The 25,578-nt window shown below is 66.4% G+C and carries 14 protein-coding genes; 5 read left to right on the forward strand and 9 right to left on the reverse strand.

Annotated elements, in window-relative coordinates; genetic code table 11:
* Positions 1 to 34 precede the first annotated feature (34 nt).
* Positions 35 to 12,004: a filamentous hemagglutinin family protein gene (locus AC27VE_RS18610; RefSeq protein WP_488704656.1), complete on the forward strand. Its 11,970-nt coding sequence runs from the start codon at positions 35 to 37 to the stop codon at positions 12,002 to 12,004.
* 32 nt (positions 12,005 to 12,036) lie between these two features.
* On the opposite strand, the gene AC27VE_RS18615 is transcribed toward AC27VE_RS18610, so the two are convergent.
* A complete protein-coding gene (locus AC27VE_RS18615; RefSeq protein WP_488704657.1) occupies positions 12,037 to 12,933 on the reverse strand; it encodes a LysR substrate-binding domain-containing protein in 897 nt (298 codons plus the stop codon).
* A gap of 150 nt (positions 12,934 to 13,083) precedes the next feature.
* On the opposite strand from AC27VE_RS18615, the gene AC27VE_RS18620 reads away from it, so the two are divergent.
* A complete protein-coding gene (locus AC27VE_RS18620) occupies positions 13,084 to 13,479 on the forward strand; it encodes a RidA family protein (protein WP_006223328.1) in 396 nt (131 codons plus the stop codon).
* Position 13,480: 1 nt separating this feature from the next.
* A complete protein-coding gene (locus AC27VE_RS18625; RefSeq protein ID WP_488704658.1) occupies positions 13,481 to 14,638 on the forward strand; it encodes an NADH:flavin oxidoreductase in 1,158 nt (385 codons plus the stop codon).
* Positions 14,639 to 14,662: 24 nt separating this feature from the next.
* Here AC27VE_RS18625 and AC27VE_RS18630 read toward each other — a convergent pair whose 3' ends face one another.
* From AC27VE_RS18630 to AC27VE_RS18655, 6 genes are all read right to left on the reverse strand, one after another.
* A complete protein-coding gene (locus AC27VE_RS18630) occupies positions 14,663 to 15,160 on the reverse strand; it encodes a transporter suffix domain-containing protein (protein ID WP_488704659.1) in 498 nt (165 codons plus the stop codon).
* On the reverse strand, positions 15,157 to 16,242 hold the full coding sequence (locus AC27VE_RS18635) for a DUF2955 domain-containing protein (RefSeq protein ID WP_488704693.1): 1,086 nt from the start codon (positions 16,240 to 16,242) through the stop codon (positions 15,157 to 15,159). Before AC27VE_RS18635 ends, AC27VE_RS18630 begins: the two co-directional genes overlap by 4 nt.
* 19 nt (positions 16,243 to 16,261) lie before the next feature.
* Positions 16,262 to 17,413: an HlyD family secretion protein gene (locus AC27VE_RS18640; protein ID WP_488704660.1), complete on the reverse strand. Its 1,152-nt coding sequence runs from the start codon at positions 17,411 to 17,413 to the stop codon at positions 16,262 to 16,264.
* Positions 17,406 to 18,959, reverse strand: a complete 1,554-nt coding sequence (locus tag AC27VE_RS18645) for an efflux transporter outer membrane subunit (protein WP_488704661.1) — start codon at positions 18,957 to 18,959, stop codon at positions 17,406 to 17,408. Before AC27VE_RS18645 ends, AC27VE_RS18640 begins: the two co-directional genes overlap by 8 nt.
* 449 nt (positions 18,960 to 19,408) lie before the next feature.
* Entirely contained in the window at positions 19,409 to 19,960 is a 552-nt protein-coding gene (locus AC27VE_RS18650) for a Dps family protein (RefSeq protein ID WP_488704662.1), read from the reverse strand.
* A 149-nt stretch (positions 19,961 to 20,109) separates the two neighbouring features.
* Entirely contained in the window at positions 20,110 to 20,784 is a 675-nt protein-coding gene (locus AC27VE_RS18655) for a TetR/AcrR family transcriptional regulator (RefSeq protein WP_488704663.1), read from the reverse strand.
* 111 nt (positions 20,785 to 20,895) lie between these two features.
* On the opposite strand from AC27VE_RS18655, the gene AC27VE_RS18660 reads away from it, so the two are divergent.
* Both AC27VE_RS18660 and AC27VE_RS18665 read left to right on the forward strand, forming a co-directional pair.
* Positions 20,896 to 21,597, forward strand: coding sequence for a DAPG hydrolase family protein (locus AC27VE_RS18660; protein ID WP_488704664.1), 702 nt, complete (start codon positions 20,896 to 20,898; stop codon positions 21,595 to 21,597).
* Between the two features lie 61 nt (positions 21,598 to 21,658).
* Complete coding sequence (locus AC27VE_RS18665) at positions 21,659 to 22,831, forward strand: MFS transporter (protein ID WP_488704665.1); 1,173 nt, start codon at positions 21,659 to 21,661, stop codon at positions 22,829 to 22,831.
* A gap of 371 nt (positions 22,832 to 23,202) precedes the next feature.
* Here AC27VE_RS18665 and AC27VE_RS18670 read toward each other — a convergent pair whose 3' ends face one another.
* Entirely contained in the window at positions 23,203 to 23,415 is a 213-nt protein-coding gene (locus AC27VE_RS18670; protein WP_085946884.1) for a YbdD/YjiX family protein, read from the reverse strand.
* Between the two features lie 18 nt (positions 23,416 to 23,433).
* Positions 23,434 to 25,515 (reverse strand): carbon starvation CstA family protein, encoded by a 2,082-nt coding sequence (locus AC27VE_RS18675; RefSeq protein WP_488704666.1) that lies wholly within the window; start codon positions 25,513 to 25,515, stop codon positions 23,434 to 23,436.
* Positions 25,516 to 25,578 lie beyond the last annotated feature (63 nt).

Raw genomic sequence — 25,578 nt, forward strand, 5'->3', positions numbered from 1 at the left:
CGTGGAAGGCGGATTATGGGAAGCGCAAGGCACCATGGCCAAATGGGAAGGCGCACGCACCGCCGTCGCCACGGCCCGGGACGGCAAGCACACCGTCACCATCGAGCAAACGCAGTCGCGGGCCATCCTGAATTGGGACACCTTCAACGTGGGGCGCAACACCACGGTGCAGTTCAAGCAGGATGCCAGTGATGCCGTGCTAAATCGGGTGGTAGGCGCAGGAGCCAAGCCCAGCCAGATCCAGGGCGCGATCAAGGCGGACGGCACCGTGCTGGTCGTGAACCAGAACGGCGTGATCTTCACAGGGACAAGCCAGGTCAATACCCGCAACCTGGTCGTGGCCGCCGCCACCATCACCGACGACCAGTTCCGCGACAAGGGCTTGTTCGTCGACGCCGACGGCACGCAAGCGACGTTCAAGAATGCACGCGGGCAGGTGCAGGTACAGGCGGGCGCGCGCATCGACACCGCGCTGCCCACCACCGCCACCAAGGGCGGCGGCTACGTGCTGCTGCTGGGTAGCGAGGTCCACCATGCGGGCGCCATCACCACGCCGCGCGGCCAGACTGTGCTGGCCGCCGGCGACGACTTCGTCATCCGCCGCGGCTATGGCACGGACGGCAATCCGAAGTCCACCACCACGGGCAACGAAGTCAGCGCCATCCTGAAGCCGGAAAGCCAGGCTGGCCTGGTCCGCAACACCGGCCTGATCAGCGCCCCCACCGGCGACATCACGCTGACCGGCCACGACGTGCGCCAGGATGGCGTGCTGGTATCCACCACCGACATCGGTACCCGCGGCGCGATCCACCTGCTGAACCGTGCCAGCGACACGACCGGCAGCGTCACCCTGGGCGCGGACAGCGTCACGGCCGTTTTGCTGGAAGCCTCGGCCGTCACCGGTCTGGACAGCCAGCGAGATGCCGCGATCAAGGCGCTGGACGGCACCGCCACCAACAAGGCGAGCGGCAACTTCGACCACCTGAGCACCATTGCCGACCGGCAGGACCTGTCTCGCATCGAAGTCGTGACCGGCAATCTGGCGACGTTCCAAGGGGGGTCCACCACGCTGGCCACCGGCGGCCAGATTGCCGTGTCGGCCAAGAAGCAGGCCGTCCTGGACAGCGGCGCCGAACTGGACGTGGCGGGCGCAATCGGTGTGCGGATGTCGATGGAATCGAACAACCTGCAGATCAACGTGCAAGGCAACGAACAGCGCGACGCGCCCGTCAACCGCGACAGCAAGCTGCTGAACAACAGCGACGTCTGGGTGGACCGCCGGACCCTTGTCAAAGTGGCTAGCGGCACCAACGGCTATAGCGGCGACCGCTGGTACACCAGCGGCGGCCTGCTGGAGGTGGGCGGCTATCTGGTGAACGACAACCGCGGCGTGGGGCAATGGTTGGCCCAGGGCGGCACGGCCACGTTCACGGGTGGCGAATTGCTTACCCGTGCCGGTTCCGGCATCAACCTGTCGGGCGGCACACTGGATGTGCAGGACGGCGTGATCCGGCAGACCTGGCTGCGGGGCGCGGACGGCCGCCTGTACGAGGCCTCGCGGGCGCCGGGCGACTTGCTTTACACCGGCCTGTACAAGGGCTATGAACAGACCCACGAGCGCTGGGGCGACAAGGCCACGCGCACGTTCTACAACCCGTTGATCGCCCCTCGCGAACGGTTCGAAAGCGGCTATACCGTGGGCCGCGATGCTGGACAACTGATTGTGTCGACCAATGCCGCTCAACTGGCCGGCACGCTGACGGGCGAGGTCTATCAAGGCGCCCGTCAGGTCGACGCGCCGCAGTGGGACGCGGACGGCTACTCCCAATCCCAGACCGCCGTAGCGCGCCGTGCGCAACTGGTGGTGGGACGCTACACGCCGCTCTTTGACGCCAGCACCAACCTGCTTGCCTGGACCCTTGGCGGCGTGGCCCGGCAGGTCACGGCGGGCACGGGCGACGCCGACGCGGGCGAGATTCGCCTGGACGCGTCGTGGCTGAATACCGCCCGATTGGGCAACATCCGCCTGGCCGGCACCGAACAGGTGGCCATCAACGATGCGCTGCACCTGGCACCCGGCGCGGGTGTCGTCTTGTATGCACCGCAGGTTGATATCAACGCGGGCATCCAGGCGGCGGGCGGCCGGATCCTGGCAGGCAACGTCCTCAAGCAGTGGAACGCCAACGGCCGCAATGAAGATACGCCCGTGTCCGCCCCTGCCGGCAAACCCACCGGCGTCACGCTGGGCGCAGGCGCGGTGCTGGACACCAGCGGCCTGTGGACCAATTTGAATGCCACGCCCGATGCCTCGGCCAACCTGGCCTACCGCAACGGGGGCATCGTGGCGCTGCGAGACAGCACCGGCGTCACGCTGGAAGCCGGCAGTGTCGTCGACGTGTCGGGCGGCGCGGCCATGCTTGCGACCGGCAAGACGCGCAACGGCAAAGGCGGCGACATCACGCTGGCAGCCGGGGTCAATGCCGAAGGCGGCATGCTGACCCTGGACGGTGCGCTTGCCGGCCAGGGTGTGGACGGCGGCGGCAAACTGACGCTGCAAGCCGATAAGGTGCGCATCGTAGCTGCAGATCAGGTCCGCGCGGCGGTCGCGGCTGCGCGCGTCGACGAACAAGGCGTATCAATCCTGGCCGACAATGCATTCGGCCAAGGTTTTTCGCAGTACGAAGTCATCGGTTACCACGGTCTGGACGTCGCCGACGGCGCGCAACTGCGAGTGACGATGCCTGTGCAGCGTTACGCGCCAGGCGCACGCGCAGCCCATGACAAGGCCCAGGCCTTGTCCCTCTGGACGCCCCCGCTGTACCTGGAAGACCCGCTGAAAAGCACGTTGACGCAACGCAAGGGCGCAAGCCTGGCGCTGCAGGCGGGTACTGCGCAAGCCACCGCGGCGGAGCTCGCCGATACCGTGTTACGCGTGGGCGATGGCGCGCGGATCGAGGTGGATCCGGGCCAGAAGATCGATCTGGGCGGCGTCGGGCAGATTACGCTAAACGGTACGCTGAATGCCTGGGGCGGCGCCATTGCGGTCCGCGCGGTGCGCTCGGGTGCCACTGACGATGTGGCGGCGGCCGGCCATGGCCGATCCATCTGGGTGGGTGAACACGCCGTGCTGGACGTCGCGGGGCGCGCCGCCACGGCCATCAATGACCAGGGGAACACCTACGGCCGCGTGCAGGATGGAGGCAACATTGTGCTGGGCAGCCAGCTCGACGCGTCGCTGGGCGTCGTGGTGGCGCCGGATCTGTTCGTTGTGTTGCGCCCCGGCAGCCGCCTCGAAGCCTCTGGCAGCGCCGCGACCGTGCTGTCCAACGGCGCCCCCGCCGCTCTCGCGGGCGCGGGCGGAACCATCGCCATCAGCTCCGCCAATGGTCTGTACCTGGATGGCCAGATGAACGCGCGTGCCGGCGCCGCAGGCGCGCCCGCCGGCACGCTTTCCGTCGCCCTCGACGCGCCGGCCTATCGCATCGCGGCATTGACCGCGCGCGCGGACCAGGGACGCAATCTGGTCGTTTCGCAGCACACCGTGGAAGACGCCCTGGCCGGCTTTGGGGATGCGGACGCCGTGGCGGATGCGCTCGTCTACGGTCGCGGGACGCTCAGCACCGCTCAGGTCGAGGCTGGCGGCTTCGGCAATCTGAATCTGCTCAGCAACGGCACGATCAGTTTCGCCGGTGATGTCAGCGTACGCATGGCGCAAAGCCTGCGTCTGTTCAGCATTTCGATGGGCATGACGGAAGCGTCCACATCGACCGCGCGCGTGCTGCTGGCGGCACCTTATGTGATGCTGGCTGGCGCCACCGACAACGGCGCAAAAGACGGCTTTACCCGGCCGTCTTCCACCATCCCGCCGTCGCAGCGCAACAGCGAATCCGTGCTGCTCACGCAAGCCGGCTTCATCGATGTGCGCGACACGGTCGACTTGGGCTCGCTACGCGCCCTGCATGCGCCGGACGGCTCGGTCAGCCACATCGGCACCGGTTTTACCCTGGCCGATCTGCGCAGCCAAAGCGATATCCGCCTCCTTGGCGGACGCGGGTCGCAACTGGCGCTGTCGAACCAACCCTACACAACACTGCTGAACGCCCCCGGAAACCTGACCCTCACCGCCGCGCAGGTCTATCCCGACACGGGCGCCGTCACGCGCATCGTGGCGGGCGCGGGCAGCAGGCGCGACGGCGTGGCGGCCTACGAGGAAGGCAGCACCATCACCGTCCGCCGCAACACGGACACGTTGCCGCCCATGCCCTACAGCGCATTCGGCAGCCTGCGTCTGGCGGCCGACATCATCGACCAGGGCGGCGTATTGCGCGCGCCGCTGGGCCTGCTGGAAGTGGGCGTCAGCGACACCAGCGGCATCACATCCCGCGTCAGCCTCTTGCCGGGCAGCGTTATCTCCGTCAGCGGTCGGGGGCTGGTGATGCCTTACGGCGGCACCGTGGACGGCGTCAGCTACCAGTACGCCGGGCAGAACATTGCACTGACAGGCGTGGGCGCCGCCACGATCAGCGGCGAGTTGCGGGCGGGCCTGCAACTGGCCGGCAAAGAGGTTCGCGTAGGCGACGACGCCATGCTCGACCTGTCGGGCGGCGGTCAATTGCTGGGTGCCGGTTTTGTGACCGGGCGCGGCGGTTCCACCGACGCCCGGTTCAGCCCCCTGGTCCAGGTCAATGCCAAGGGCCAAGGCTTCACCCTTCCTGGCCTGGCCACCAATCCGGTCTACGCGCTGGTCCCTGGGGTGCAAGCCGCTATTGCGCCAACCGCGGCGGACGCACGCCAGACGTCGCCGCAAATCGGACAACAGGTCACAATCGGCGGCGGCGTACCGGGGCTGCCCGCCGGCACCTATACGCTGATGCCATCGACCTACGCCTTGATGCCCGGCGCCTTCCGCGTGGAAATCAATGGCGCCGCAACGGGGGTCGCGGCCAGGGGCGCCATGCCGTTGCGCAATGGCTCCTGGGCGCTCGCGGGCAGTTTCAGCATCGGCGGCACGGACATCGCCAGTGCCGTACCCAAGCAACTGCTGATCACGTCCGGGCAAGTGCTGCGCCAGATGTCGCAGTACAACGAAATGGATTACGCCTCCTTCGTGCAGGCCGACGCGGTGCGCCGCGGCGTGCCGCGCGCGATGCTGCCTGCGGATGCGCGCACGCTTCGGGTCCATCTGTCGCCGGGTGCCGAAGGCCAGGCGTTCTCGTTTGCGGGACGCACGGACTTCTCAGCTGCGACCACCGGTTATGGCGGCACCTTTGCCGTGACCTCGAGCGGGTTCGGCGCAGGCCATGTTGAAGTCACGGCAGCCGGTGCGGGGCGCAGCGCCGGATTCGAGGGGCTATCGCTGGATTCCGCCCAGCTCAGCGCAATGGGCGCACCGCGCATCGTCCTGGGTGCCCTGCCCAATGTGGACTATGCCGATAACAGCAATACCGTGGACTTCGGCTACGCGGGGACGCACTTCACGTCCCTGGTGATACGCGACGGCGCCACGCTGTCGGCCGCCGAAGTTTTCATGGTAACCAGCGGCCTGACCACAGGCATCACCGTCGAAAGCGGCGCAACGATCAACACCATCGGCCGTGGCAAAGCGCCCTTCGACTCCACCGCCGGCTACAACTATGGCGCGGCGGCCAGCAGCATCCTGGCCTTGTCCAACGGCTGGATCAACATGCTTCCGCCCACCGCGGACCAGCCCCCAAGCGGTGCCGGCCCGATCCGCATCGGCACCTGCGCCACCGCCCCCTGCTCGGGCCAAGCCCTGCTTTACACCGAAGGCACCCTGGCCGCCGTCACCAACAAGATCTTTGATCTGGGCGCCGCCGTCAGCTATGGCGCACGGTATCTGACCCTGGGCGTGGGCGCCGTCAACGCCGGCAGCGAACCGGCGCTGGCGGCCGCCGCCGCACGCGGCAGCCTGCCTGACGGGCTTACGTTGAACCAGAGCCTGCTGAACCGCCTGATGGCGGGCGATCGACGCTTTGGCGCACCGGCGCTGGAAATGCTGACGCTCGCCGTCAGCGACTCGTTCAACTTCGTGGGCAATGTCACGCTGGACACCACCGATCCGGCCACGGGCAAGTCCCGTCTGCAAACCCTGGCCCTGACCACCCCGGCCATCTACGGTCTGGGTCAGTCGGGCGACGTGGCCCTGCTGCGCGCCGGCAACCTGATCTGGAACGGATCGGTCGCGCCGCCCGTCGGCATCGTCGACAACGGCGCGGGCACCGGCAGCGGCAGGCTGGACATCCAGGCCGAGCGCATCGAATTCGGGTACGGCCCCTACACGCAAGCCCTGGGCGACGCCGACAACGCGCGCCTGGCACTGGGCTTTGCCGAAGTCAACCTGACGGCCAGTGACCGCATCACCGCCAATCACCGAGGCAGCCTGGGCGTCTATCAGTCGCGCGGGGCCTTCGACCCCATCGGCGGGTGGCAATACAGCGGCGGCACGCTCAACCTGAACGCGCCGCTAGTGACGGGCGAGGCCGGCTCCGTCAACCGCATCAAGGCGGGCAACGCCATCCATGTCAGCAGCCCCGCCACGGGCGCGCCCTCTCCTGCGCCTCAGGGGTTGGGCGCCGAGCTGGCGCTTGACGCCAGCTCGGTCCACCTCGACGGCCGCATCGCATTGCCCACGGGCAAGCTGAGCGTCAGTGCCGACAACACCTTGATCCTGGGCGCCAACGCCCATCTGGACGTGTCCGGCCGCCCCGTGCCGTTTGATGACATCACGAAGTACAGCTGGGGCGGCGACGTCAATCTGGAAAGTCGGCGCGGCGACATCAGCCAGGCTGCGGGCAGCACCATCGACCTGTCCGCGCAATACAACCGCGCAGGCCGTCTGACCGCGGTGGCGCTGGACGACAACGCCGGCCGCGTCGATCTGCAAGGCCGCATCCTGGGCGCGGCCTCGGGCGATTACGACGCTGGCGGCACGCGGGTGCCCTATGCCTTTGGCGAGGTGGACATCCGCGCGCAGCGCGTGGATTTTGCCGGTCTGAACCAACGGCTGAACGAGGGGCAAGTCTTTGGCGGCCGCAGCTTCCAGATCAAGCGCGGCAATCTGGTCGTGGGCGACGAGGTGCGGGCGCGCATCGTGAATATCTCGGTGGATAACGGCAGCCTGTCCGTGGCCGGCCGTATCGACGCCAGTGGCGAAGGCGTGGGCAGCATCCGCCTGGCCGCGCGGGACGGGCTGCGCCTGGCGTCCACCGCCGTGCTGGACACGCATGGCACGACGCTGCGCGTGGACAGCTACGGCAAGATCATCGACGCGCCCAACCGCGCCATCGTGGAATTGAACTCGGGCAAGGGCCTGCTGCAACTGGACGCCGGCGCCGTGATCGACCTGCGCGCCGGCACGGCCTCGACCCGACACGACGGCCTGCCCCGCGGCACGCTGGACCTGAACGCGCCCCGCTTAGGCGGCATCACCGCCGGCGACATCGACATCGACACGCGTGGCCCGCTGGATATTCGCGGCGCGCACAGCATCTCGGTGAACGGCGTCTGGGTCTACACCGACGCGACGCCGGGCACCGAGCCCACGGCGGACGGGAAACCTTATCAGGTCATTGACCAGGCCTACCTGAAGCAGTTGCACGAGGACAGCACCGGATTCATCAACCATGCCCTGGCCAATGGCAACCTCGTCAATACCAAGCTGGCCGGCCTGCGCGCCTATGGCGACGCGCTGCACCTGCGCCCCGGCGTCGAAATCCGCAGCGCCACTCCGGACGGCAATCTGGTGGTGCAAGGCGACCTGGACCTGTCCGGCTATCGCTACGCCAGCCTCAACCCGCATACGCCGCTGCGCCCGGGCGCCTATGGCTCCGGTGAAGTCGGGAATCTGGTCATCCGCGCCGGCGGCGACTTGCAGATCCATGGCAGCATCAACGACGGCTTCGCACCGCCTCCCGAGGTTAAGCAGGATCTGAACGGCTGGCGACTGCTGCCGGGCTTTGATTTCACCGGGGCCGACATGGTCACCCCGCATGCCGGCGTGGTGCTGGCGGCCGGCACCGCATTCCCCGGTGGCGTCGCCCTGAACTACGACGTCATGCTGCAAGGCGGCACCCTGTCCGAGAACGTCGTGCTGCCCGTTACCGCGCCCTTGGCGCGGGAGCTGTTGCTGCCCGCCGGCACGGTGCTGTCGGCGCCCATCTACCACCCGGACGGCAGCGTGGCCCAGGCCGCCGGTACCGTGCTGCGGCAGGATCTGACCCTGGCGCCCGGCATGCGCCTGGGCGCCGGCACCCGCTTGCTGACCAAGACCTTCATTGGCCCCGTCACCTGGCCCGCGGGTATCCCGCTGCCCAACAACGCGAACCCGGAAGGCGGCAACGTCTTCAACGAGGTCAAGCTGGCAGGCGAAGTCATTCTGCCGCGCGGCGCGCTGATTCCGTCGGGCACGAACGTGAAGTTGCGGGAGGGCGTGGAATACATCGACCTGCGCCCGCGTGTGGATGGCGCCCAGGGCCAGGTGTGGGCCGTGGCGCCCATGCTGCCCGAAGGGTCGCAATCCTGGTCAATGCGGCTGGCCGGCGGCGCCGATCTTGGCGCGGCCGACACGCGAACCACACGGTTTGGCGACAAGGACGCCAACAAGCCAGGCAATCTGGTGCTGGCCGACAACCACTACGGCATGTATGGCTTTGACGGCCCCCGCCCCTTCGTCTGGGGCGACCTGGTCGCCGAAATCCTGGGCATGCCCGAACTGATCGGACAGCCCGTGGACGACGAATTGGCCCAAAGTTTCGGCTACGCCGACGCCGCCGCGCTTTGCACGGACAACCCCGATTTTTGCGTACCCATGGGCGAAAGAACCTTCGTCGCCCGCCCCGCGACCGCGCGCTTCAGCGTTGTGCGCACGGGCACGGGCGACCTGGACCTGCTGGCGGGCGGCAGCCTGCGCATGCAGTCGCTTTATGGCGTCTACACCGCCGGGACATCGTCGGCCGGCACGTATTCGGGCGACCCCTACAATCAGCCCCGCCTGATCAATGCCGACGGCACTGTGCTGCGTGATCCCAGCAAGGGCTTTGAAGCGTTTGTGAACGGCGGGCCGGAAAGTGTCTATCGCGCCTGGTATCCGGATGGTGGCGGCAACGTCACACTGCGCGCCGGCGTCAGCCTGACGGGAGACCTGCTGAGAGGCTCGGAGGGGTCGAATAGCCGTCCCCAGCCCCGGTCCACCGGCTACAACTCCGATCAAGTCGGAAACTGGCTTTGGCGCCAGGGCAGCGGCGACGCGGCGATCGGCCAGGCCGAGCCCACGGCCTGGTGGCTCAACTTCGGCACCTACACCTCCAGTGACGCGATGCAGGCCGACGAACTGCGGGGGTTCACGGGCTTTGGCACCTTGGGCGGCGGCAACCTGGACATCGATGTTCGCGGCGATGCGGGCATCATCATGGCGCGCCCCATCAGCGACCGCGAACGCCAGATCAACGCGCAAAGCCAAGGGCTGGTGCTGGCGGTGGGCAGCACCGGCCGCATGTTGGCCGATGGCACCTTGGCGCTGACCGGCGGCGGCGACATCACCCTGCGTGTGGGCGGCGGCCTGAATCCCGCGCTGCCCAGCTACTATGAATCCACTGGCGCGGTGACCAACCTGCGCGGCCAGACCTTGCTGCAAGCCGCAGCCATCGGACGGCTGGATCCGCTCTACAACGTACGGGCCGTCCGCGACACGCGCGCCCTGGACCGCTTCCACGCAGCCTCCTTCAACGTCAACGGGGGCCTCACCCTGACACCCGGCGACAGCGCGTTCCACGTGCAAAGCCTGGGCGATCAGGCCATCGTGACCGCCCGGGATCCTGGACGCGTGTTCATGCCCGTGTCCATGCCCTATCTGCAGTCGGACGCCACACCGGGCGTGTACGGCGCCAACACCTGGTTCTCATTGTGGACCACCAACACCGCCATCGACCTGTTCAGCGCAGGCGGCAATGTGTCGCCGGTTTCCGCGTTAGGGGTGGACGGCGACGGCGTCATCATCTACCCGTCGCAATTCTCTGCGGTGGCCGCCAGCGGCAGCATCCAGTATTCCCGGAATACCTCCCTGGCACCGGGCGCGCTTGCACGCCTGGACCTCCTGGCAGGCAAATCCATCTACGGCAACGACGCTTCGTTCGGACGTACCAGCGCCAATACCAGCGCCCTGGCCTCGATCTACCGGCCCGCTTTTGTCGGCAGGGTGCAGGCTGCGACAAGCAGCAGCATCATCTGGGGACCCAACACACTATCGCCGGATGGCGCATACAAAGACCTGGCCCTGTTCGCCTTTGAATCGATCTCGGCTGCCACGTCCGGCGTCGTCGCCCCTTCACGCATCTACGCCAAAGAGGGCGACCTGATCGGCGTCAGCAGCGGCCGGCTGCTGCAACTGATCAGCAGCGGTACGACGCTGACCGGCACCAACTGGTATGCGGCGGGCGGCCCGGTGCGCATGATTGCCGGCCGCGACATCGTGGGCAGCGGCAGCCCCCTGGGATTCAACGGTACGCTGAACGACCCGTTTCCCCATCAGTACAGCAACAACTACTTCGTGCATGGCGACGCGCGCGATGTCTCCGTCGTTCAGGCGGGCCGCGACATCCTGTACAGCAATTTCACGGTTGCGGGCCCCGGCACACTGGAGATCAATGCAGGCCGCAATATCCTGATGGAAGACAAAGCCGCCATCGTCAGCCTGGGGCCTATCGTGCCGGGTGACACTCGCCCCGGTGCCACCATCGCAATACTGGCCGGGCTGGGCGCGAAGGGGCCCGACTACGCCGGTTTCCTGGGCCGCTACCTGGATGCCGGCAACCTGGCGGACCCCAGCCGGCCGCTGACCGACCAAGGCAAGCCGTTCAAGGCCTATGACGCGGAACTGCTCTTGTGGCTGACGCAACGGTATGACTTTGCCGGTAGCACCGACGATGCGCGAGCCTTCTTCAACGCCCTGCCGCCAGAGCAGCAACGGGTGTTTGCACGCCAGGTGTACTTTGCGGAACTGCGCGCGGGCGGCCGGGAATACAACGACAAGAGCAGCCCCCGCGAAGGCAGCTACCTGCGCGGCCGGCAAGCCATCGCCGCCCTCTTCCCCTCCCAGGGCGCTGACGGCCAGGCGCAGTCCTACCAAGGCGGCATCACGATGTACGGCGGAGCGGGAGTGCAAACCCGCAACGGGGGCAACGTCCAGGTGCTGACACCGGGCGGCGCGCAGGTTTATGGCGTGGAAGGTGCGGCGCCGCCGGGTTCCGCGGGCGTGCTGACCCAAGGCCGTGGCGATATCCAGCTGTATGCGCAAGACAGCATCCTGCTGGGCCAAAGCCGCGTCATGACGACGTTTGGCGGCGACGTGCTGGCGTGGTCGGCGCAAGGTGACCTCAACGCGGGGCGGGGTTCCAAAACCACGGTCGTGTACACCCCGCCGCGTCGCGTCTACGACAGCGTCGGCAACATCACGCTGTCGCCCGCCGCGCCGTCCAGCGGAGCAGGTATCGCCACCTTGGCGCCGTTGGCGGAAGTGCCCGCCGGCGACGTCGATCTGTATGCGCCACTAGGCACGATCGATGCGGGCGAAGCCGGCATCCGCGTGTCGGGCAACGTGTACATCGGAGCCCAGACGGTCTTGAATGCCGCCAACATCAAAACCCAAGGCGACAGCATCGGCGTGCCGGTTGCCGCCACCGTCAACACGGGCGCGCTGACCTCTGCCAGCAGTGCGGCGACCTCCGCCGCCAGCGCCGCCCAGGACTCCGCGCAACGCGCCCAGCAACAGGCGCGCCAGAATCAGCCGTCCATCATCAATGTGCAGATCCTGGGCTTTGGCGCGGAACCGATTTCCGGGGCCGAGCCGACGCCGTCCAAGGACGGCCAGCCCGCCAACGCCTCGGCGTACCGGCCCAACAATATGGTCCAGGTGGTAGGCGACGGCGCGTTGAGCGCGTCGCAATTGGCCAAGTTGAGCAGCGAGGAAAAGGCGGCATTCGGGCTGTAGAACGGGCACGCTGCTTCTTTCGGGACGGGGGCCTATTCCCCTTTCGCCTGCGCCGCCTGTGCCCGCAACCATTGCGCCACCGCCTGGACCGGCGCCGAGCGCGGCCGGTCGGCGTGCGTGGCCAGATGATAGGTGTGCCCGTCGATCGCCGGGCCGAAGGGCTGCACGAGGTGGCCGGCCTGCAGTTCGTCTGTTACCAACGCCAAGCTGACCAGCGCGATGCCATGGCCGGCGACGGCCGCCTGTATGGCATGGCCTTCGTCCGAAAAGCGCAGGCCGCTTGCCTGAGACGGTTCTTCCCGTTGCGCGACCTTGAACCAACGTTCCCACGTAGGGTTGTCGGGCTGCGGCCGCTTCCAGTCGAAACGGATCAGTGGCACGCGCGCCAAGTCTTCCGGGGACGTGACGCCCAGGCGCGGGTTTGACACCGGCGCGAACCGGTCGTTGAACAGGGGTTCTGTCACCAGACCGGGATACGGCCCGCGGCCATAGCGAATTGCGATATCGACCGCCGTCGATCGCAGGTCGACGAGATCGTCGCTGGCCAGCAACTGCAAGTCGATGCCGGGATGCAGGGCCCGGAAGTCGCTCATGCGCGGCACCAGCCATTTCACGGTGAAGGCATTCGTCGCGGAAATGCTGACCTGGGTCCGCGTTCGCTGTTGCATCAACCGGGTCAGCGTCGCTTCAAACGCATCGAACCCGTCACGCAGCACCGGGTAAAGCAGCATCCCCGCATCGTTCAGCGTCACCTTGCGCACTTGACGATCGAACAGTTCAAGACCGGTCTGCGCCTCCAATGCCCGGATCTGGTGGCTGACGGCGGTCGGGGTCACGGACAGTTCGTGGGCGGCAGCCTTGAAGCTGCCCAGGCGCGCGGCCGCTTCGAATGCGCGAAGCGCAGAGAGCGGAAGAAATCGGCGTTGCATGTGTAGAGCCTGACCTATAGATGAGAATTTCTCTTCTTATAGCTGACAAATGAACCTTTGTCACGAGCGATGGCGGTGCCTACATTTGAGGCCTGAACCGGCCATTCCCTGGCTGACCCGCCTCCCCCTACAAGTGAAGGAAATCGCATCATGCTGCAACGCGTCAAGACCCAACCCGACAATTACGAACCTTTCCTGCTGTCGCAAGGCATTCAGTACGGGAATCTGCTCTTCATCTCCGGGCAAGCCGGCGCCGCCGACGACGGCAAGATCGTCTCGGGCGGCTTTTTGGCCCAGGGCGAGCAGGCCTTCTCGAATTTGCGCCGCGCGTTGGAAGCCGGCGGCTCCAGCCTGGCGGACGTGATCAAGGTCACCATCTTCGTAACCGACATGGGACATTTCCAGGACGTGGTGACGCTGCGCCGCCGCTTCTTCTCGGCGCCCTACCCGGCCGACACGATCGCGGAGATCAAGGCGCTGTACGACCCGGCCGCGATGATCGAGATCGAGGCCATCGCCGCAGTACGCCACCCGGAGGGCCGTTGACATGGACACGACTTTCGATCGTTCGACCGGCGATGCGCACACTGCGCACGCCAGATTGTTCACGCCGCTGCAGGTGGGACGGGAATTGCGCCTGGCCAACCGTCTGGCCGTGGCGCCCATGACCCGGGTCAGCGCCACGGCGGACGGCCACGCCACCCCGCTGATGGCCGACTACTACGAAGCCTTTGCCGCCGGCGGCTTCGGCCTGGTGATCACCGAGGGCATCTATACGGACAAAGCCTATGCGCAGGGCTATCTCTTCCAACCCGGCCTGGCCGATGACGCGCAGCGCGATGCGTGGCGCACCGTGGTGGACCGTGTGCATGCGCACGGCGGCCGCATCATCGCGCAATTGATGCACGCCGGTGCGCTGTCGCAGGGCAATCCTTATTGCACCGGGACGAAGGGCCCCTCAGCCGTGTTGCCGGCGGGGCAGCAAATGGCCTTCTATCGGGGTGAAGGGCCGTACCGCTGGCCCGACGCGATGTCCGCCGATGACATCGCCCAAGCGATCGAAGGTTTCGCGCAGGCGGCGCGTCGAGCGCAGGAAGCAGGATTCGATGGCGTCGAGATACACGGCGCTAATGGGTACTTGCTGGACCAGTTCCTCACCGCCCACACGAATCTGCGCCAGGACCGCTACGGCGGCAGCCTGGAGAACCGCCTGCGTGTGACGGCGGAAGTCATCCAGGCCGTCCGGCAATCGACGACACAGCCCTTTGTCGTGGGCGTGCGCAGCTCGCAGGGCAAGGTCAACGACTTCACGCACAAGTGGGAAGGCGGCGAGGCCGATGCGGCGCAGATCTTCGGCACGCTCGGCGCGCTACCCATCGATTACCTGCACACGACCGAGTTCGAAGCCTGGAACGCCGCCTTCGGCGCGCCAGGCGCAAGCCTCGCCGCGCTGGCGCGTCGGCATGTTTCGGTGCCGGTGCTGGCAAACGGGTCGCTCCATGACGCGACGCAGGCCGCCGGGATGCTGGCGCGGCATGAGGCGGACTTCGTGTCGCTGGGCCGCGGCGCGCTCACGCACGCCGACTGGCCCCTGCGGCTGCGCGCTGGCCAGGCGCACGAGACGTTCGATCGCGGGTTGCTCGCGCCGATCGCTGACTTGGCCAATGCGGCTCGTCATCGTACGGCCCGTGCAGAGGCGAAGTAGCCAGTCGCATGAAAATGCCATTGCCTACACCGAGCGGACGAACAGGCCTCGCAGCTTGTTCCAGAAGTCGCCGCCCAGCACGAAAAAGCTCGCGATGAGCATGACGTCTCCCAGCAGTTGCAGCTGCCACAGGTTGGGCCTGAGCCCGGGCCAGATCTGGTCGATGTAGGGTTCAAGCATCGACGTCAGCAGCGGCAGGACGAACATCACCAAGCCAATGGCGTGGCGGACAGGACCAACCTTCTGCACCGGCGCCAGGCGCTTGGCGTGGCCGAAGACGATCGCCTTGAGCTGCTGGAATCCTTCTTTGCCCATGACGGCGATGCACGAGATCAGCAGCACTTTGTTGGCGATGAAGATCGCGCCCGTCAGGGCCGCGATGCGCGAACCCGGCGTGTCCATCGAGGCCGCGATCGGAATCAGGAGCCACAGCGCGAAGGCCAGGATGAACATTCCGATGCCGCACTTGAAGCGCCATCCGGCGGTGGAGGCAGCAGGGGGTTGAGTGTCTTGCGGGGTCATGGCGGGCTCCTTTTGAGTCTTCCAGGCGAATAGCGGTGAAGAAGGCCAGGTTTGCGCGGCGTCCGGGGTTGCGGTTCAAGCAGGCGCAGCATCAGGCAGGCATAGAGCGTGACGACGATGAACAATCCCATGCGCACCGCGAAGGCGGTGTAGACGTCCTTGCCCGCGACACTGTCCTGCACCGATTGGCCAAGCAGGATGATCAGCGTCACCAGCGTGTTCAACCAGAAGCTGGGCGGATGCCGCGTCGGGGCCAGTCGATAGAGTTTGCGCGCGGCCACCAGGCCAAACAGCAGCATCCACAGGAAGAACATCCACAGATTCACGAACAGGCTCAGCGCGCACCAGAAGACGATCGCCAGCGCGCCTCCCAACAGCGTCGAGCCCAGCAGCTCGCGCGCAGCGCCTTGCGCCGCGGCAACACCACTCTGTCGGCCCAGGCTGATCGATTTCAGGATGATGGGCATGTAGCCCAGCGGGTCGGTCAGCGCCAGCAGAAAAGCGGGCAGTACGACCAGCGACGCACGCAGCGCCAGCCGGCTGGCCTCGTTGTCGGGCAGGACCGGAGGCGGCGGCGGCACCGGCGCGTTGGGCAGTTCAGGAAGCAGCCAGTGGCAGAACCCCAGAACCAGGACGGCGACAAACAAGCCCTTGACCAGCGCCTCGATCACGATCGCAGCCAGCCTGAAATCGATGGTGCCGGCGGCCGAAATCATGGTCAGGCCGATGGCCAGGAACAGGGACACGAGGTTGTTGCCACCGCGCATGCCGAAGCGAAAGGCAAGAAAGAGCCCCAGGCCGATCAGCAGCACGCCGCTTAGCGGGTAGTAGCGCAGCACCGGGCTGAGCAACAGGCCCAGGGCCGTGGTCACCAGGACCACGACGATCAGGCCCAGGCCGGCCTTGAACGACAGCGGGCGGTTCATCGAGGCCAGCAGGAACAGGCCGAGCACCGGCGCGACCATGGGAATCGGCAGGTCCAGGCCGAAACCGATGGCCAGGCAGAGCGCGGTGCCGATGGCCAGGCGCAGCGCCCGCCGGGCACGTGGGTCGGGATCAGCATGCGTAGCGTCAGAGGGCATAGCGTCAGAGGGCATAGCGTCAGTAGGCATAGGAAAGCCAGCTCATCAGGCGCAAGTACACGCGGCCCAGCGGGTTGAGCGGATTGCCCGGAAAAGGAAACGCCATGACCTCTGCCTGGCCCCCTACGCGCACGCCGCGCAAATGGGGCAATTCCCCCGGATTGATCTCGACCGCGACCGGAAAGCGTTGCGCCGGGCGCAACCAGTCGCGGCTGTTTTGCACCGTCGGCAGGCTGCCAGGCGGCGTGCCGGGCCCGACGCTGACGCCATACCCCACGCTGCGCACGCGGCCTTCGAAGATTCTGCCGGGCAGCGCATCCAACACCACCGACACAGGCGTGCCGGCTTCGACATGGCCCAGATTGTTTTCCGTCATTTCCGCGTTGATCCAGACGTCGTGGATGGCGATCAACGTCATCACCGGGTTACCGGCGGCGGCGAATTGACCGACATCGGTGCGCAGGTCGGTGACCAGGCCCGCCGCTCGGGCGCGCACCTGCGTGTTGGCCAGATCCAGTTCTGCCTTTTCCACGGCGGACGCGGCGCTGCGCAGCTTGGCGTTGTCTTCCTCGTTGCCGCCCTCCTGTTCGCGCGCCCGCTGCACTTCCGCCCGCGCCGCCGCGACCTGGCTGACGGCCTGCGCCAGGTTCGCCCGCGCGATCTCCAGCCGGCGCAGCGAAATCGTGCCTTGGTCGTCGCGGTACAGGCGCTCGAGTCGACTGCTGTCCTGGCGCGCCCTGACCTCATTGGCCTGCGCCGCGCGCAACGACGCCTGCGCGGAATCGATGCCGGCCGTGCTGGCGCCGATCTGCCGGCGCGTCGCCTCCAGGTCTGCGCGGGCGCGGTCCAGGGCGATCCGGTAATGCTCCGGATCCACTTCGAACAGGATGGCGCCGGCCTGGACGTCCTGGTTGTTCCGCACATGCACCTTGGCCACGCGGCCCGACACCTCCGAGGCCACGGATACGACAAAGGCCTGCACGCGCGCCTGCTGCGTGTAAGGCGTGAACCGGTCGGCCAGCAGATACCACACCAGGCTCACCACGATCAGCAGGCCGACCCACTTGACGCCCTTCCGGGAGGGGTCGGAAGGAGGTGGCGGCGGAGCCGCGGGTGGCGCTGAGGGCGTTGGGGTCGCGGGAGCGGCGGGGGGACGGGGCGTGTCACTCATCGGATCGCACCTTCTGCAGGGAAGGACCCGCGGGGGGGCCGGTCGGCTCGGACAACAGATCGCCCCAGTCGGTGCGCTGCCGCATCTGGTCGCGCGTGGCCGGGTCGAGCACGGGCGCGTCGCTGTGCCAGCCGCCGCCCAGCGCCTTGTACAAGGCAATCAAGTCGCTTACGGCGGCGCCCCGGTTCACCACGTAGGCGTCCTGCTGGGCGGCCAATGCACGCTGGGCGTCCAGCACCCGCTGGAAGTCGGAATAGCCCTCGCGATACAGCGCGTTGGCCAACGTCAGCGAGCGCCCGGCAGCCTGTGCCGAGTCATGCAGGATGCCATCACGCTCCAACGCCTTGATCAGCCCGCTGGCGGCGTCGTCGGCCTCGCGCGCCGCTTGCCGGACCGCGTCCTGGTAAGCGACGATCAGTTGCTGAAGTCGGGCGTCCTGCACGCGCACGTTGTTCTTCAGGCGGCCGTGGTCGAATACGTTCCAGCTCAGCGTGGGGCCACCCAGCAGCGCCATTCCGCCCGACGTCCCCGCCAGCGACGTGGCGGACCAGACGATGCTGCCCAACAGGGCCACCGAGGGATAGAGGTCCGCCTCGGCCACGCCGACCAGCGCCGACTGCGCCGCGATACGAAATTCCGCGGAACGGATGTCGGGGCGCCGCAACAGCAAATTGGCGGGAACGTCCTGCAGGACCGCCCGGTCGATCAACGGCACGACGGCCGCCTTTTCCGCCTGCGCCGGCAGTTCCGGCATGGGGCCCGGCGGGCGGCCAATCAAAATGGCCAGCGCGTTGCGCGTCCGCGCGATCTGGCTTTCAAATTCAGGGATGGTGGCCAGGGTGCTCAGATACTGGGTCTTTGCCTGCTGCAGGTCGAGTTCATCGGTCTCGCCGCTTCTGAACAGCCGTTCGGTGATTTCGTAGCTGCGCTTCTGGATGACGGCGTTGTCGCGGGCAATGCGCAACCGCGCCTCGGTCGTGCGCAGGGCGAAGTAGCTTTCGGCGACTTGGGCATGCAGCAAAACCAGCACATCTTCACGATGCGCCTGGGCCGCAAAATATGACGCATCCGCCGACTCGATAGCGCGACTGAATCGCCCCCAGAAATCCAGTTCCCAGCCAATATCGAATCCCGCGCTGTATTGCCAGAAGCTGCTGGGGCGCGGGTTCCCCTCGGCCGAGCGCGAAGACCGGCGCTGATACAGGGCGTCAGCACCCACGATCTGGGTTTGGGGATAAAGGCCGCTGCGGGCGATGCCAAGCTGCGCGCGGGCTTCCATGATCTGCAGCCCGGCGATTTGCACGCCCGGATTGTTCGCATCGGCCTGCGCGATGACATATTCCAGGACCGGGTCGTCGAAAAGCCGCCACCATTCTCTGGCATCTGGTTGCGGCCGCGCCTGGGTGGCCAGCTGCAACGCCGGCGTGTCCCATTGGCCGGTCCACGCCTCGCGCGAAGGTTCGAAGTCGGGGCCAAGCTTCGCGCACCCCTGCAGGCAGAGCACGCCGGCCAGCAGCAGACGACGGTAACGAGTCAGCAGCGACATTGGGCTAAAGCTCGATCAAAAGCCGAACCGCAACAATTCAAGCTGCCGCGCGTACTGCGGCGCGTGCCGCGTGAACGCCCTTACACCCCGCGTCTATGCGTGCCAGCCCTTTGCTGCCGGCGGCGCTTGCGCCTGGCGGTCAATATCGACGGTGCCTTTTCGCGTTGGCGAGTTGCCTTCGTTTGGTCAGTGCAAACATGCCCGCAAATGATTCGGTTCTTTTACTGCTTCCCGCCGCCTGCGCCTATTGGATAAAAGCCTTAGTCGCGGCGGGAAAACGCGGGCGCCGCAGGCCATGCGTCCCGAATTAGGGTCCGGCTACGGTAGTCTCGCCAGGCCGATACGGGTGAACGTTCATGGGCCAGAAAATGAACAAGCCGGGGGCATAAAAAACCGCCCAGGCCGTCATGGCTGGGCGGTGGTTCGTGCGCGCCGGGTGAACGCCGGGATCAATGGCCCGTGGAGTCGCCCTGGCGGCTGGCTTCGAACAGGAACCAGGTGCGGCGTTCGGTCTCGTCGATCCAGTTCTCGATCAGGCTGGAGCTGGCGATGTCCCGGTGCTCGTCGGTGATATTGTGGGCTTCGCGCAGCGAGGCCGCCAGCACCTTGTTGTCTTCGCGCAGCTCGGCCAGCATGTCCAGGGGCTGGACGTAATCGGCGTCGTTGTCCGAAATGCGCTGCGTGCGCGAAATGTGCCCGATCGAACGCAGCGTGGTGCCGCCAATCTTGCGGATGCGTTCCGCGATGGGGTCGGTCATGGCGAACAACTGGTCGCCTTGCTCGTCAAGCAGCAAGTGATAGTCGCGGAAGTGCGGACCGCTGACGTGCCAGTGGAAATTCTTGGTTTTCAAATACAGCGCGAACACGTCGGCCAGTAGCTGGTTCAGTGCGGCGGAGATGTCGCGGGTGGCAACAGCCGCCAGGTCGGTAGGCGTTGCCAGCGGAAGTTTGCGCCGCTCTTTGAGCGTCTTGGTGGTCTTCTCATTCAGTTTCTTGGCCATGAATTGCCGCTCCTTGGAATGATAGAAAGTACGCAGTCTCGGCATGGACTACGCCATGCGAGATACCCCAGGGTAATCCCGCACGCGGCCTTTGCCAATGGCTTGAATCAACTGGCGGCAAGCTGAACGCCTGAGGCCGCCCTGCCCCCTCAGCCATTCAGCGCAAACCCGGGCCCGTCGCCGGTGCGGCTTGCGGCAAGCAGCGCAAGCGCCGCCTGGATGCGGTCGCTGACGGAACCCTCCGGCAACGGCGGCGCCAGGCCCAACGCCATCTGCCGCAGGGGCTCGGCGATCACCATGGACAGCAACAGGCCAGCGGTGACGTGCGGCTGTCGGATCTGGATCAGGCCGCGTTCGCCCAACCCGGCGAGCCAATCGCCCAACATCGCCGTGCCCCGTTCGATGCCGTTCTTCTGATACACGGGCAGCAGCGCCTCGCGCGCCGGGAAGTCCGCCGTCAGCAATCGAAACATGCCCACTGCGTCGGCCGACAGCGCACGCGCTGCAATCACGTCCAACACGCGGGCCAAGGCGGGCAACACCTCGGCGGACGTCTGCACTTCCTGGGCCATCACGGGTTCAAAGGCATCCGTCCAGCCGCGTACCACCTGCGCCACCAGATCCTCTCGATTGGCGGCATACCGATAGACAGTTTTCTTGGCCATCCCGGCGCGCTTGGCAACCGCTTCCAGCGTGGTCGCGGCATAGCCGGCGTTCAACAGCAGCCACGTGGCGGCTTCAAGCGCCGCCGCCAATTGTTCCGATTCCGGCCGGGCCGGACGCCCGCGCGCACGGGGCGCGGCGGTCGGGGATGTTTGCGGCATCGACGCCGTCCTCCTGAGTGTTCCGGATGCGATCTTACACGTCCGTTTATTTAGGAAACGTTTAACGTTTCTCTATTATAGAATAGATGCTCCCCAACTCGGAGCCTCTCCATGGCCACCCCGCACCCCGACGATTCCCACATCCTGGCAGACATCGACACCCTGCTGGACCCCTCCCCCTTGCGCCTGGAAACGGGCATCACCCGGTTGCCCGGCGGCGGACTGGTGGTGGCCGCGCGCACCGACCTGCACGGCTGCAAGGGCCGCATGCTGGACTGGTGGTTCACGTTTTTCGAAACCACCCAGCACATCAAATGGTGGCACCCGCAGGACCATGTCGAGCATCGCGGGTGGGACGCCCAATGGCGGCGCGGCGAAAGCTATATCGGCGCATCGATCCACGCCGTGGAATCCCTGGCCGACATCCCGCCCGTGGCCGCGAAGCTGAAATTCCACGACCCGCGCGAATGCTTCGATCCGCTGCGGCTGCAGGCGGCCCGCGAACGCCAGGACGTGTCGGCCGCGGTCTACGCACGCATCGGATTCGGCGAACACATCACGCTGGACGCCGACGGTGATCCGCTGGACGGCGACATGATCCATCTGGTGCGCGACACGCCGTTCGGCTGCGTGTTGCGCAGCCGCTTCTACCTGGGCAAGTCCAGCGCGCAACCCGAACACGACGTGCCCGATGCGCTGGGCCTGAGCCTGCTGCGGCATTGCTATACCGAATTCACCTACCTGTCGCGCTTCCTGCCGTCGATCTATTACGGCGAACACGCCAACGGTGAAAAGGCCCCGCTGCCCTGGTAGCGCCCGCCGCGGGAAGGAGTATGCTACGCGCCTTCGTCTCAGCCAGATTCACACCATCGCTATGCGCGGCAATCCCGACGCCAGACAAGGCGCCATCGCGTTGCACGGGTTCTACTTCCTGTATTACGGCCTGCAGGGCGTCAGCATCCCTTTCCTGCCCTTGTGGTTCGCCAGCCGCGGCGTGGATCCCGCCGTCATCGGGCTGATCGTCGCCACCTCCTTCCTGCCCAAGATCTTGTCCACGCCGGTCGTTGCCCATCTGGCCGACCAGAGCGGCCGCGCGCACGCGCTGATCGCCTCGGCGCTGGCGGCGTCGCTCGTGCTGTTCATCTGCTATCCGTTTGCGCAAACGGCAGGCTGGATGCTGGCCATCACGCTGCTGCTGAACGCCGTCTTTCCGGCCGTGCTGCCGCTGATGGACCGCATGGCGATCGCCAGCGGCAGAAAGCAAGGAAACGCCTACACCATCATGCGGGCCTGCGGATCGCTGGGCTTTGCGGCAGTCACCGTCATCGGGGGCTACCTGATCAAGACCTTCGACGCCGACTGGGTGATGTGGCTGTCGATCCTGCTGATCGTGGCCTGCCTGGCTTGCGTGCGGCTGCTGCCACAGGCCGCGCGCCCTGCCGCCGACGACGCCCCCGTCGAACGCGTGCGCCTGCCCATGCTGGCGGTGCTGCGCGACCGGCCGCTGCTGATGTGCATCGCGGCGGCGTCGCTGGTCCAGGCCAGCAACGGCTTCCTGTATTCCTATTCCACGCTGTATTGGACCGCCAACGGCCTGACGACCGCACTGATTTCGCTGCTGTGGGTCGTGGGCGTCAGCAGCGAAGTGCTGTTCTTCTTCCTGGCGCCCAAGGTGCTGGCCCGGACCGGGGCACAATGGCTGATCCTGATGTCGGCCGTCATGACGGCGATCCGCTGGGCAGGCCTGTCCGCCACCACCGACCCGGCGCTGATCGCTGCACTGCAACTGCTGCAGTGCTTCACGCTGGCCGGCAACAACGCCGCGATCATGTGGTACATCACCCGCCACGTCCCCGCCGCCTGCAAGACCTCGGCGATCGCGCTCTACGCGCTGCTGTCGGGCGGCGTGTTCATGTTCGGCAGCATCCAGCTGGGCGGCGCGCTGTACCGCAGCTATGCACCGGGCGGCTTCATCGTGATGGCCGTGTGCGCGCTGTGCGCGGTACCGCTGGTGATCTATTCGGAAAAGCTGCGACGGGTCTCGTAGGATGGGTGAAGCGCGAGAATCCTTGAGGAAGAACCCGACTGCAGAACGCGCGTAACCCATCAAGCAGCGGCGGATTCTTGGACAACGCAGCCATGGAATCATCGCTGCATGATGGGTTCTTTTCCCCTTCGGCCAGGGAACTATCGCTGCTTGATGGGTTACGCGCGGCCGAGGGCGGCGTTCTGTTGGCGGAATTGGCGCGCTCCACCCATCCTACGTCCTTGCCTACGCCCCAATTCCACGTCCGTGCGTACACCCAATCCCGCCTTGCGTACGCCCCAATCCCACGTCCTTTCGTACGCCCCCAATCCCACGTCCTCTCATACGCCCCAATCCCACAACCAAAGAAAAAGCCCCCGAAGGGGCTTTCGTCAGCAGCAGCCGATCCGTTTCTTGCCGCCGTAGCGCGCGTCTTGGCGCTCGCGGAAGAAGGCCTCGTACGTCATCGGCTCCTGGTCAGGGTGGGTACGTCGCATGTGTTCCACATACGTCTCGTAGTCCGGCACGCCGACCATCAACCGGAGCGTCTGCCCCAGGTAACGGCCGGCGGCGCCGGCGGCTGAACTCATGTTGCCAAACAGCATGCGGCGCCTCCTTGGCGGTCAGTCGGCGCCCGCGGCGACGGGCAGCGTTTCGTACGGCGTCTCGCGCGAGGTCGGATTGTTCTCGGCGCGGGCGCGCTGCACCGACTTCAAGCCGAACACCACGATGCTGACCACCACGAACATGAAGATCGCGCACAGGCCGGCGTTGATGTAGTCGTTCATCACCACGCGCGACATCTCGCCCAGCGACTTGGCCGGGGCCAGCACCTTGCCTTCGGCGATGGCCGCGTTGTACTTGGCGGCGTGGGCCAGGAAGCTGACGCGCGGGTCGGCGTCGAACAGCTTCTGCCAGCCGGCCGTCAGCGTGCAAGCCAGCAGCCACAGCGTGGGCAGGATCGTGACCCACGCGTAGCGGTCGCGCTTCATCTTGAACAGCACGACGGTGCCCAGCGTCAGCGCAATCGCGGCCAGCATCTGGTTGGCGATGCCGAACAGCGGCCACAAGGTGTTGATGCCGCCCAGCGGATCGACCACGCCCTGATACAGGAAGTAGCCCCAGGCCGCCACGCACAAGGCGGTGGCGATCAGGTTGGCGGGCAGCGAATCCGTGCGCTTGAGCGACGGGGCAAAGGTGCCCAGCAGGTCTTGCAGCATGAAGCGCCCGGCGCGCGTGCCGGCGTCAACCGCGGTCAGGATGAACAGCGCTTCGAACAGGATGGCGAAGTGGTACCAGAAGGCCATCATGCCGGGGCCGCCGATGGCCTGGTGCAGGATGTGCGCCATGCCCACGGCCAGCGTCGGGGCGCCGCCCGCGCGCGAGATGATCGTGCTTTCGCCGACGTCCTTGGCCGTCTGGATCAGGTCTTGCGGCGTGACCACGAAGCCCCAGCTGGACACGACCTGGGCCACCTGGTCCGGCGTGGTGCCGATGACGGCCGCCGGGCTGTTCATGGCGTAGTAGATACCCGGCTCGATCACGCAAGCCGCCACCAATGCCATGATGGCCACGAACGATTCCATCAGCATGCCGCCGTAACCGATATAGCGGGCCTGGGTTTCGTTTTCGATCAGCTTGGGCGTGGTGCCCGACGAGATCAGGGCATGGAAGCCCGACACGGCGCCGCAAGCGATGGTGATGAACAGGAACGGGAACAGGTTGCCCGACCAGACCGGGCCGGTACCGTCCACGAACTGCGTCAGCGCGGGCATCTTCAGTTCAGGCGCCACGACCACGATGCCGATCGCCAGACCGAGGATGGTGCCGATCTTCAGGAACGTCGACAGGTAGTCGCGCGGGGCCAGCAGCAGCCACACGGGCAGCACGGCGGCGATGAAACCGTAGATGATCAGGATCCAGGTCAGGCCCTTGCCATCGAAGTCGAACATCGGGCCCAGGACCGGATGCGCGGCCACGTCCTGGCCAAAGGTGATGGCGGCCATCAGGCCGACAAAGCCGATGATGGACACTTCGCCGATCTTGCCCGGACGGATGTAGCGCAGGTACACGCCCATGAACAGCGCGATGGGGATGGTGGCCGCAACCGTAAAGGTGCCCCAAGGCGAATGCGTCAGCGCCTTCACCACGATCAGCGCCAGCACGGCCAGGATGATCACCATGATCATGAAGGCGCCGAACAGCGCGATCACGCCGGGGATCTTGCCCAGCTCGGACTTGACCAGATCGCCCAGCGAACGGCCGTCGCGGCGGGTCGAGATGAAGAGAATCGTGAAGTCCTGCACGGCGCCGGCGAACACCACGCCGGCCAGGATCCACAGCATGCCCGGCAGATAACCCATCTGCGCGGCCAGCACCGGACCCACCAGGGGGCCGGCGCCGGCGATGGCGGCGAAGTGGTGGCCGAACAGCACGTGCTTGTTGGTGGGCACGTAGTCCAGGCCGTCGTTGTGCTTCCAGGCCGGCGTCATGCGCGAGGCGTCCAGCTGGAAGACGTTCTTTGCGATGAAACGGCTGTAATAGCGGTATGCGATCAAATAGACGCATACGGCGGCGATCACCACCCATAGCGCGTTGATGGTCTCCCCTCTGGCCAGCGCCACGGTGCCCAGCGCGAATGCGCCCAGTACCGCAACCGCCAGCCAGACCAGGTGCTGACCCAGTCCCTTACTGCTGGTATGCATAAGTGCTCCTCTTGCCTCCCGCCATGCTTGTGGCGTGAAACGCTTTTTTCGTCCCGCGGAAGG

It is taken from the genome of Achromobacter sp. 18P8.1.1 (assembly GCF_057799415.1).